This window comes from Verrucosispora sp. SN26_14.1, assembly GCF_004307965.1.
GTDB lineage: Bacteria > Actinomycetota > Actinomycetes > Mycobacteriales > Micromonosporaceae > Micromonospora.
Genome location: NZ_SISL01000225.1, coordinates 1 through 9,641, shown reverse-complemented (window position 1 = coordinate 9,641; position 9,641 = coordinate 1). Strand labels below are relative to the sequence as shown.

9 protein-coding genes are annotated in these 9,641 nt (G+C 72.7%); 8 read left to right on the top strand and 1 reads right to left on the bottom strand.

The annotated features are described in order from the left end of the window. The first annotated feature begins 52 nt into the window (after positions 1-52). Genes EYA84_RS19445 through EYA84_RS19425 form a run of 5 tightly spaced genes read left to right on the top strand, consistent with a single transcriptional unit; the run spans position 53 to position 5,958 of the window. Positions 53-1,780, top strand: a complete 1,728-nt coding sequence (locus EYA84_RS19445) for a DUF1800 domain-containing protein (protein WP_236145853.1) — start codon at positions 53-55, stop codon at positions 1,778-1,780. Positions 1,781-1,799: 19 nt separating this feature from the next. Beyond that, positions 1,800-3,167, top strand: coding sequence for a DUF1501 domain-containing protein (locus EYA84_RS19440; RefSeq protein ID WP_236145852.1), 1,368 nt, complete (start codon positions 1,800-1,802; stop codon positions 3,165-3,167). Further along, entirely contained in the window at positions 3,164-4,576 is a 1,413-nt protein-coding gene (locus EYA84_RS19435) for a ferric reductase-like transmembrane domain-containing protein (protein WP_131054469.1), read from the top strand. Before EYA84_RS19440 ends, EYA84_RS19435 begins: the two co-directional genes overlap by 4 nt. 18 nt (positions 4,577-4,594) lie before the next feature. Next, positions 4,595-5,185 carry an FMN-binding protein gene (locus tag EYA84_RS19430; RefSeq protein ID WP_131054468.1) on the top strand — a complete coding sequence of 197 codons (591 nt, stop codon included), beginning with the start codon at positions 4,595-4,597 and terminating at the stop codon, positions 5,183-5,185. Positions 5,186-5,235: 50 nt separating this feature from the next. Beyond that, on the top strand, positions 5,236-5,958 hold the full coding sequence (locus EYA84_RS19425; RefSeq protein ID WP_131054471.1) for an FAD:protein FMN transferase: 723 nt from the start codon (positions 5,236-5,238) through the stop codon (positions 5,956-5,958). Positions 5,959-6,304: 346 nt separating this feature from the next. Here EYA84_RS19425 and EYA84_RS19420 read toward each other — a convergent pair whose 3' ends face one another. Beyond that, on the bottom strand, positions 6,305-6,976 hold the full coding sequence (locus EYA84_RS19420; RefSeq protein WP_131054467.1) for a bifunctional DNA primase/polymerase: 672 nt from the start codon (positions 6,974-6,976) through the stop codon (positions 6,305-6,307). A 251-nt stretch (positions 6,977-7,227) separates the two neighbouring features. Between EYA84_RS19420 and EYA84_RS19415 the strand changes: the two genes are divergently transcribed. From EYA84_RS19415 to EYA84_RS19405, 3 genes are all read left to right on the top strand, one after another. Beyond that, positions 7,228-8,457 carry a helix-turn-helix domain-containing protein gene (locus EYA84_RS19415; RefSeq protein ID WP_131054466.1) on the top strand — a complete coding sequence of 410 codons (1,230 nt, stop codon included), beginning with the start codon at positions 7,228-7,230 and terminating at the stop codon, positions 8,455-8,457. Between the two features lie 13 nt (positions 8,458-8,470). Next, positions 8,471-9,043, top strand: a complete 573-nt coding sequence (locus tag EYA84_RS19410) for a flavoprotein (RefSeq protein WP_131054465.1) — start codon at positions 8,471-8,473, stop codon at positions 9,041-9,043. 158 nt (positions 9,044-9,201) lie between these two features. Then, the coding region (locus EYA84_RS19405; protein WP_131054464.1) for a Nif3-like dinuclear metal center hexameric protein at positions 9,202-9,641 on the top strand (440 nt) is incomplete at its 3' end.

The following is a 9,641-nucleotide window of genomic DNA, read 5'->3' as shown; positions in this document are numbered from 1 at the left end:
TACGAGATGAGCGCTAGTCTCGTGGGCTCGGATTTGTGTATAAGAGACAGCCGTGGTCGCCGGTGGCGCGGCCCTGGCGATGACGCCGCAGGTGCGTGGCCTCTTCGGCGGCGGCGCAGCGGTGGCCGGCGACGCCACCGGGACCACCACGACCGACGGTACGCCGGCACGTCCCAGCGGGCAGCGGCCGAGTACGGTCCGCACCTACACCGAGCAGAACGAGAGCTACATGGGCTCCCGCGCCGGTGAGGTGCTCAAGAAGAACGCCCCCAAGGGTGGTCGGGTCTACTCCGGCCCGGCGCAGGCCGCGGCGGAGACCAAGGTGACCGTCAAGACGGTGCTCAGCAAGGACCCGGCGGTGCACCTGGCCCGCCGGGTGACCTTCGGACCGACCGCCGCCGTGCTCGCCGAGATCAAGCAGCGCGGCATCGACGGCTGGGTGCGCTGGCAGTTGGAGCCGGAGAAGATCGCCCCGACCCGGGCGGAACTCAAACTCGCCGAACTGCCCACCCTGAACCTCTCCGTCAAGGAACTGCGCGAGCAGCGGGACCAGCTCAACGAGCGGGGCGCCCAACCGGAGCGGGAGATGGTGGACGCCACCGTCGCCCGGCAGATCTGGTCGGACCGCCAGCTCTTCGAGGTGATGGTCGACTTCTGGAACGACTTCCTGCACGTCGCGGCCGAGTTCGACGGCGGCGAGGTGTACCGCAACTCGTTCGACCGGGACGTGGTCCGCAAGTACGCGCTGGGCAGCTACCCGCAGATGCTGCTGGCCGCCAACCGGCACCCGGCCCTGCTGCTCTATCTCAACCAGGTGGACTCCCGGGCGGACGCGGTCAACGAGAACCTGGCCCGGGAGAACCTGGAGCTGTACTCGGTCGGTGTCGACGGCGGCTACACCGAGGCCGACGTCCGCCAGGCCGCGCTGCTCCAGACCGGCCGGGGCGTCCAGGACGGCGCGTACGTCTTCCGTCCCGACCGCCACTACGTCGGCAAGGTCAAGATCCTCGGTTTCCGGCACGCCAACGACTCGGCGGACCCGAAGCGGGCCGAGGCGGCGATCGACGCGTACCTCACCCACATCGCGTTGCACCCGTCCACCGCGAAGTACGTGGCACAGAACCTGGCCGTCCGGTTCGTCTCGGACACCCCGCCGAAGTCCCTGGTGGACCGGCTGGCCAAGACGTACAGCGCGAACAAGGGCCAGATCAAGCCGGTGCTGATGACGCTCTTCAGCTCCTCGGAGTTCTGGGCGGCGGTGGGGCAGAAGGTGCGCCGCCCACTGGAGTACCTGGTCGCCACCTACCGCACCCTCGGCGTCTCCCCGGACGCGGCACCGCGCCACGACAACGGCGACAACCGCCGCACCCCGTACGCGCGAGGTCTGCGGCAGATCTCCGACAAGCTGCGCGAGCTGGGCCACCACCCGATGGGTCAGCCCACCCCGGACGGCTACCCGGACGTCTACGTGGCCTGGACGTCGGCGGGCACGATGGTCAACGGCTGGAACGAGGCGAACGAACTGCTCGCCGCCAACCGCACCGTGTTCACCTACACCCGGCCGGAGAAGCTGGTGACCGACCCGCCCGCCACCGCCGGGGCGTACGTGGACGCGCTGGCCCGACGGCTGGTCCGGCAGAAGCTGTCCGACCGGGAACGGGCGCTGATCCTCGACGTGGCCGGGGTCTCCGCCGGCACGAGGGTCGACGCGAACTTCGACGGGGCGATCACCGCCGTCGCGCGGGCGATCCTCGCCTCCCCCCAGCACCACCTCCGCTGAGGCCCCGATGGAGGAGCCCGTGTACTCGTACCCCCTGCACCCGGAATGCCCCGACGTGCGGCGACTCGCCGACAACCCGGCCGAGGCCCTGCTGCGGGCCGAGGCCGACGTGGTGGCCGCCGAGAACGCCGCCGAGGCGGACCGCTACCGGCGGCTGGAGGAGTTGGAGGAGGCCCAGCAGGACGGGCGCGGGGTGACCCGGCGGACCTTCGTCGCCGGTGCCGCCGCCACCGCCACCGCCCTGGCCACCGCCCAGTTCGTCACCACCTCGGCGTCCTTCGCGGCCACCAAGACCGGCACGCTGGTGCACGTCTTCCTCTACGGCGGCCTGGACGGGCTCAGCCTGGTCGCGCCGAACGACGATCCGGTGCTCGACCGGGCCCGCCCGGACCTGCTGCTGCCCGACGACTCGTTGGCGCTCGGCCGGGGCTTCAAGCTGACCAGCGCGTTCCGGCCGCTGGAGCCGTGGTTGCGCGCCGGGAAGCTCGGTTTCGTCCCGGGCGTCTCCGACGAGCGCCTGTCCCGCAGCCACTTCCAGGCCGCCGACGCCTGCAACCTCGGCGGACTGCCCGGTGAGACCGGCGGCCGGGGCTGGCTGGACAGCCTGGTCGACGCGCTCGGCAAGGGCACCGCGTTCCGCAGCGTCGGTGTCGGCAGCACGCTGCCCCGGTCGCTGGTCGGCAACAACGGCGCCATCTCGCTCAACAGTGTCGGCTCGTTGCGCCTCGCCGGTGACGAGCGATACCGGGAGGCCACCGAGAAGGCGATCCGGGGCCTGTTCACCGGCATCAACCACCCGGTCGAGGAGGCGGTGCGCTCCGGGCTGGGCGCGCTGTCCACCGCGCGCCGGCTCTCCGCCGAGCCCTACCGGCCGGCCGAGGGGGTGGAGTACCGGGGCGTCGGCTTCGCCTTCCAGCAGCTCGCGCAGCTCATCAAGGGCGGCGCGAACGTCCGGGTGGCCACCGTCGGCATGGGCGGGTACGACACCCACGAGAACCAGGGCACCGGCGAGGGCGGGCAGCTCTATCGGCGGCTCAACGAACTGGCCGCCGCGCTGGCTGCGTTCTTCACCGACCTCGGTGCCGCCGCCGACGACGTGACCGTCATGGTGTCCAGCGAGTTCGGGCGGCGGGTCGCCTCCAACAGCGGCGGCACCGACCACGGCCACGGCGGCGTGGTGACCGTCCTGTCCGGCCGCACACTCGCCGGTCCGCTGCTCGGCACCTGGAACGGATTGAACGCCCTCGACTCCGGAGACGTCCCCGAGTACAACAACATGTTCAACGTCTACGGCTCGGTGGCCCAGGGCCGGTTCGGGCTCACCAACGCGGAGGTGGACAAGATCTTCCCCCGGATGAAGTACGCCCCGATGAAGCTGTACGCGTGACCCACCACGCGTACGCCGACCGTCGGTCCGGGTCGCGGACCCACGCCGACGGTCGTCGGCCCGCGCCTCCTCCGCTGCCCGTGGCGGCCCGGCGCGGGCCCGCCGGCCGGCGGTTGCTGACCGGGTTGTTCCTGGTCGGCCTGGTCGCCAGCGTGCTGCCCTGGTGGCTCGACACCCCGGCCGGCTCGCTCACCGACGCCCCCGCGACGACCACCGCCGCCGGCCAGATCACCGGCCTGCTCGCCGGTTACCTGCTGCTCGTGCAGGTGCTGATGATGAGCCGGTTGCCGGTGCTGGAACGGGTGGTCGGCGGCGAGCGGATCGCGGCGTGGCACCGGGACCTCGGGGTCACCCTGCTGGTCGCGGTGCTCGCGCACACCGCTTTCATCCTGGTCGGCTACGGCGGCCTGACCGGCCGCTCGCCGTGGGACCAGGCCGGGGTGATGCTGCGCGAATACCAGGACATGGTCTCCGCGTTCGCCGCCGCCGGTCTGCTGGTGCTGGTCGGGTTGACCAGCGTCCGGGCGGTACGCCGGGTGTTGCCCTACGAGCTGTGGCACGCCACCCACCTGGCCGGGTACGCGGTCCTGCTGCTCGGCTTCGCGCACCAGTTCAGCAACGGCACCCAGTTGTTCCGTCCCGGCCCGGTCCGCACCGGCTGGATCGTCTGCTACGGACTGGTGGTCGCCGCCCTGGTGTGGGGGCGGCTGGTCGGGCCGCTGACGGTCAACCTGCGGCACCGGCTGCGGGTCGCCGACGTGGTGGCGGAGAGCCCGGACACCGTCTCGATCTATCTGACCGGCGTGCGGCTGGACCGGCTGGCCCTGCTCGGCGGCCAGTTCTTCCGTTGGCGTTTCCTGACCCGGGGCTGCTGGTGGCAGTCGCACCCGTTCTCGGTCTCCGCCGCCGCCAACGGCCGCTGGCTGCGGCTCACCGTCAAGGTGGTCGGCGCGTACACCCGGGACCTGCGCGACCTCGAACCCGGCGTACGGGTCTGGGCGGTGGGACCGTCGGGCACCTTCACCGCCGCGCACCGGGTCCGCGACCGCGCGCTGCTGATCGCCGGTGGCAGCGGCATCACCCCGCTGCGGGCGATGCTGGAGGAGTTGCCGCCCGGCGCGGCGCTGATCTACCGGGCCCGTACCCCGGCCGACGTGCTGCTGCACCGGGAGCTGGACTGGCTGGCGCAGGCCCGGGGCGTACGGATCTGGTATGTCGTCGGCTCCCGGAACGACCCCGGCCCACGCCAGGTGATGTCGCCGGACGGGTTGCGCCGGCTCGTGCCGGACGTGGCCCGACGCGACGTCTACCTCTGCGGCCCGCCGGGCCTGGTCGAGCAGAGCCGACGGCTGCTGCGCCGGATCGGCGTGCCCCGCCGGCAGATCCACGTCGGCACCTTCGAGCTCTAGCAGAGGAGTACCGCCCCGATGCGTCGCGCGCTGTTCGCGATCACCGGCCTGGCCGCCAGCACCACCGCGATGGTGGTGCTCAAGGCCGCCCCGGGCACCGGTCAGGTCGCCCAGGAGCCACCCCCCGGCACGGCACCGACGACGGACGGGCCGACGCCGCCGGTGGACGCCGAGGAGTCGCCGTCGGCGAGCCGCGAACCCCGCGCCACCCGGTCACCGAAACCCGCGCGCAGCACCGAGGCCCCGGCGCGCCGCACGGACTCGTCCGAGGCACCCCGGACCCCCTCGGCCCCCCGCACCACCACCACCGCCGCGCCCCGGCCCGCCACCCGGACCGTCACCGGCCCGGTGGTCGGCAACGAGTACGGCAACGTGCAGGTGCGCATCACCCTCACCGGCAGCCGCATCACCGACGCGGTCGCGCTGGAACTGCCGGAGCGGACCGCCCAGTCCGAGCAGCGCAGCGACCTCGTCGACAGCCGGTACAGCGGCGTCGCGGGGCTGGTCGTCGCGCGGCAGAGCGCCGACCTGGACACCGTCTCCGGGGCGACCGCGACGAGCCAGTCCTACCGGCAGTCCCTGCAGGCCGCGATCGACCGGGCCCGCTGATGGCGGCCGGCACCGCGACCCGCCCCGGCCTGCGCCGGGTCGAACACGTCATGGGTACGCCGATCAGCCTGGACATCGCCGACGACCTGCCCGCCGCCGAGCTGACCCACCTCGCCGACGAGGTGTTCGGCTGGCTGCGCGAGGTGGACGCGCGATTCAGCACGTACCTCCCGGACAGCGAGGTGTGCCGCTTCGACCGGGGTGAGCTGCTGCTCTCCGAGGCGTCGGCGGACCTGCGCCGGGTGCTGGAACGCTGCGCCGACCTGTGGGGCGACACCGACGGGTTCTTCGACGCGTACGCCACCGGCGGGCTCGACCCGTCCGGGTACGTCAAGGGCTGGGCCGCCCAGGTGGCCTCGGACCGGCTGCTCGCCGCCGGTGCCGTCAACCACTGCGTGAACGCCGGGGGGGACGTGCGGGTACGCGGCCACTCGTCGACCGGACGACCGTGGCGGATCGGGGTGCGGCATCCGTGGGACCCGTCGGCGGTCTGCCTGGTGCTGACCGGCACCGACCTGGCGGTGGCCACCTCGGGGGTCTACGAGCGCGGCCACCACGTGCGTGACCCCCGGCGGGGCGCACCGGCGAAGGGCCTGCGGTCGGTGACCGTGGTCGGACACGACCTGGGGCTGGCCGACGCGTACTCGACTGCCGCCCTGGCCATGGGCGTGACCGGCATCGGCTGGGTGGACCGGCTGCCGGGGCACCGGCACGCGGTGGTCACCGAGGACGCCCGCTGCCTGCGCTCCACCGACCTGCCGCTGGCCGACTGACCGGTGCGGCAGACGATCAGGGCCAGCGGGCCGGCCGGTGCAGGATCGCCGGTCGGGAGCCGAGCGGCCGGGGACGTCCGGGGCGTGAACCCGGTGGTCGGGTGGCCGCCCAGCGTCGTCCGGGCCGGTGCCGGCGAGGCGGTTCGGCCCCGCCCTGGTGCTGCTCCGTGTGGTCGGTGGACATCGGATCCCCGCTCCCGGCGCGGGCGCGCCGTCGTGATGCTCAACGAGCACCGCCCGTCGGGCGTCGCTGTCGGGTACCGCACGGACTCCCTGGCCCGGCTCAGCGACCGCGTCGGGGCAGCAGCGGTCGGCTCTGCGACCGCGTCGGGGCAGCAGCGGTGGCTCAGCGACCGCGTCGGGGCAGCGGCAGGTGGCCGGGGACCAGCGCGGGGGTCAGCGTGACGCCGCTGGCCCGCAACTCGGCGACCAGGGTGTTCTGCACCAGGTACGAGTCGGGGAGCTGCCAGCGGGCCTGCTCCGGCGCGACCGCCCAGCGCACCGGCCCCTCGGGCAGCCGGGTGGGCGGTGCCGGCACCCACGAGCCGGGACCGTGCCGCACCACGTGGAAGCAGTGCTCCAGCTCGGGGCGGAGCGGGTCACCGGGGCGGACCAGGAACATCCAGCGACCGGTCGGGGTGACCAGCACCGGTCCGCGTACGCCGGGGCCGACCGGGTGCGACCGGATCGCGTCGAGCATCCGTCGGCCCAGGTGGGCGGCGACCTCCAGCACGTCGAACGCGCGGCCGGTGGGCAGCAGGATGCCGTGCGGGCGGGACCGCCACCAGGTGGCCACCCGGGCCGGGTCGGCGCTGGCCGCGTGCTCCCAGTCCTCCAGCGCGGGGTGGCAGCCGACCGTCGGGCACCCGGCCCGGCCGCAGACGAAGCGGCTGCGCGCGAGGCAGGCGCCGGGGGTCACCTCCCAGCCGTGCAGCGCGTACCGCACCGCGACGCGGCGCAGCCGCACCCGCTCCAACGGCGACAGACGTGCCACGCTCGGTGCGACATTCCCCCACATTGGTGCCATCTCCCCTCGCCGGAACCGACCGGCACCAGCACATACGTCGAACAGCGTCACTGCCGTGGCCTGCGATCGTTTGTTTGACAAAGTGGCCTATGCAACTTGCACGAAAGTACGAGGATCGGCCGTACGGCTGACGCACAAGCAGTGCGACCAGCGGAAACCTGACGTACGGACGGATGGCCGCACCTGCGGATCAGCCCCCGGCTCCTGGCCAGGGCTCCAGCAGCAAGGGGAGGACCGGGGACATGGACGAACTGCCCATCGGGCGGCGGGTGGCCTACTGGCGCGGGCGACGCAAGATGTCGCAACAGGTCTTCGCCGACCGACTGGGTAAGTCCAAGAGCTGGGTCGACAAGATCGAGCGCGGCGTACGGCGGCTGGACAAGTTCTCGGTGCTCTACGAGATCGCCGACATCCTCCAGATCGACGTGCAGCTGCTGCTCGGCAAGGACCCGGAGCGGCGCACCGACACCATGAACTGCATCGACCAGGTCGAGGTCGAGGAGATCCGGGCCGCCCTGGAGCGGTACGACTCGATCAGCGCCTACTTCGACGCGAAGCCGGAACCGCCGCCACTGGTCGACATGGGCAAGGCCGTCACCCACGCCTGGCTCACCTACCAGTACGGCCGGTACGGCATGCTGACCCGGGCCCTGCCGAAGCTGCTGCGCGACGCCCAGGCGGCCGACGCCGCGTACGGCGGTGAACAGGCCCGACGCGCCGCGAACCTGCTCGGGCAGGTCTACCAGATCGCCTCCTCGGTGCTGCGCAAGCTGGGGGAGTGCGACCTGTCCTGGCTGGCCGCCGACCGCTCCATCGCGGTCGCCCAGCGCGCCGACGACCAACTGCTCGCCGGGATCGCCACCACCCGGGTCTGCAACGCCCTGCTCGCCATGGGACGCCCCCGCTCCGCGCTGGAACTGAACGTCCGCATCGCCGACCGGATCGCACCGGGCGGCGGCAACGACAGCAGAGCCGACCGACTCTCGGTCTACGGGATGCTGCTGTTGCAGGGCGCGATGGCCGCCGCGCGGACCGGCGACACCTCCACCGTCGCGGACCTGCTCGACGGTGCCCGCGACGCCGCCCGCGAACTCGGCAGTGACCAGAACCACTACTGGACGTCGTTCGGGCCGACCAACGTCGAACTGCACCGCGCGGCGGCCGCCGTCGAACTGGGCGACGGCGGGCGGGCCGTGGAGATCCACCGCACCCGGATCGTCAACCTGCCGTTCGACGCCATGCTGCCCGAACGTCGCGCCCACCACCTGCTCGACCAGGCCCGCGCCTACTCCCAGATCGGCGACATGGCCAACGCCGGGGAGATGCTGCTTCGCGGCGACCGGCTGGCGCCGTCGGAGATCCGCTGCCGCCCGATCGCCCACGAGGTCATGTCCGAGGTCCTGCGTCGCACACGGGGTGCGCCGCCTTCTCCGATCGCGGAGTTGGCTGAGCACATGGGAGTAGGAGTATGAACTCGGAGCCGGCATGACCGGTTCGCACCGCCACGACGGGCACCAAGAGGTGCTCTACATCATCGCCTGCGGTTCGCCGTTGGCCCGAGACGTGGGCCGGCTCGTCGAGCTGGCCCAACAGGACGGCTGGGACGTCTGCGTGATCACCACGCCGGACGGCGCCAAGTTCGTCGACCGCACCGCGCTGGCCCGCACGACCGGCCACCCGGTGCGTACGCACTACAAGAACCCGGGGGACCCGGACGTCCTGCCGTCGGCCGACGCCATCATCGTCTGCCCGGCCACCGTCAACACGGTGAACAAATGGGTGGCCGGCATCGCCGACACCCTCGCCCTCGGGTTGCTGGTGGAGGCGCAGGGACGGGGCGTACCGCTGGTCGCCGTGCCGTACACCAACGCGGCGATGGCCGCCCATCCGGCCTTCCAGACCGGGATCGCCCGCCTGGCGGAGTGGGGGGTGACCGTGCTCTTCGGCGACGACGTCTTCCCCTTGCACCCGCCCGGGACCGGAGAACGCCACCAGCACGCCTTCCCCTGGGCCCTGCCGCTGACCGCCCTGCGCGACCAGCTCTGCCGGACCGGGTGACGTGAAAGGAAGGGCACCTTATTAACGCCTCCGGTAGTACAGGGGTCCCCTGCAATCACCCCGACACCGGATGCCGCAATCCGCAGCCCGGGCCGTGGCCACCGCCACGGCCCGGGTGACGTCCCGGAGTGGCACCGACGCCGGTAAGCTGGCGCGCCGTGAGCACAACCGCAGCCGTGCCGACCGTCGCCGACGTCGTGGCCGAGCTGGAGCGGCGCTATCCGCCCACCTGGGCCGAGGAGTGGGACAAGGTCGGGCTGGTGCTCGGCGAGCCCGGTGCCCCGGTCCGCCGGATCCTCTGCGTCGTCGACGTGGTCCCCGAGACCGTCGCCGAGGCCCTCGCCGCCCACGCCGACATGATCATCGCGCACCACCCGCTGCTGCTGCGGGGCGTCTCGTCGGTGGCGCCGACGACGTACAAGGGTCGCATCATCCACCAACTGATCAAGGCCGACGTCGCGCTCTACGTCGCCCACACCAACGCCGACGTCGCCGTGCCCGGAGTCTCCGACGCCCTCGCCCACCGGCTCGGCCTGACCGACCTGCGTCCGCTGAAACCGTCCCGGCCGGGCACGCCCGCCGCCGGTGAGGGCCGGGG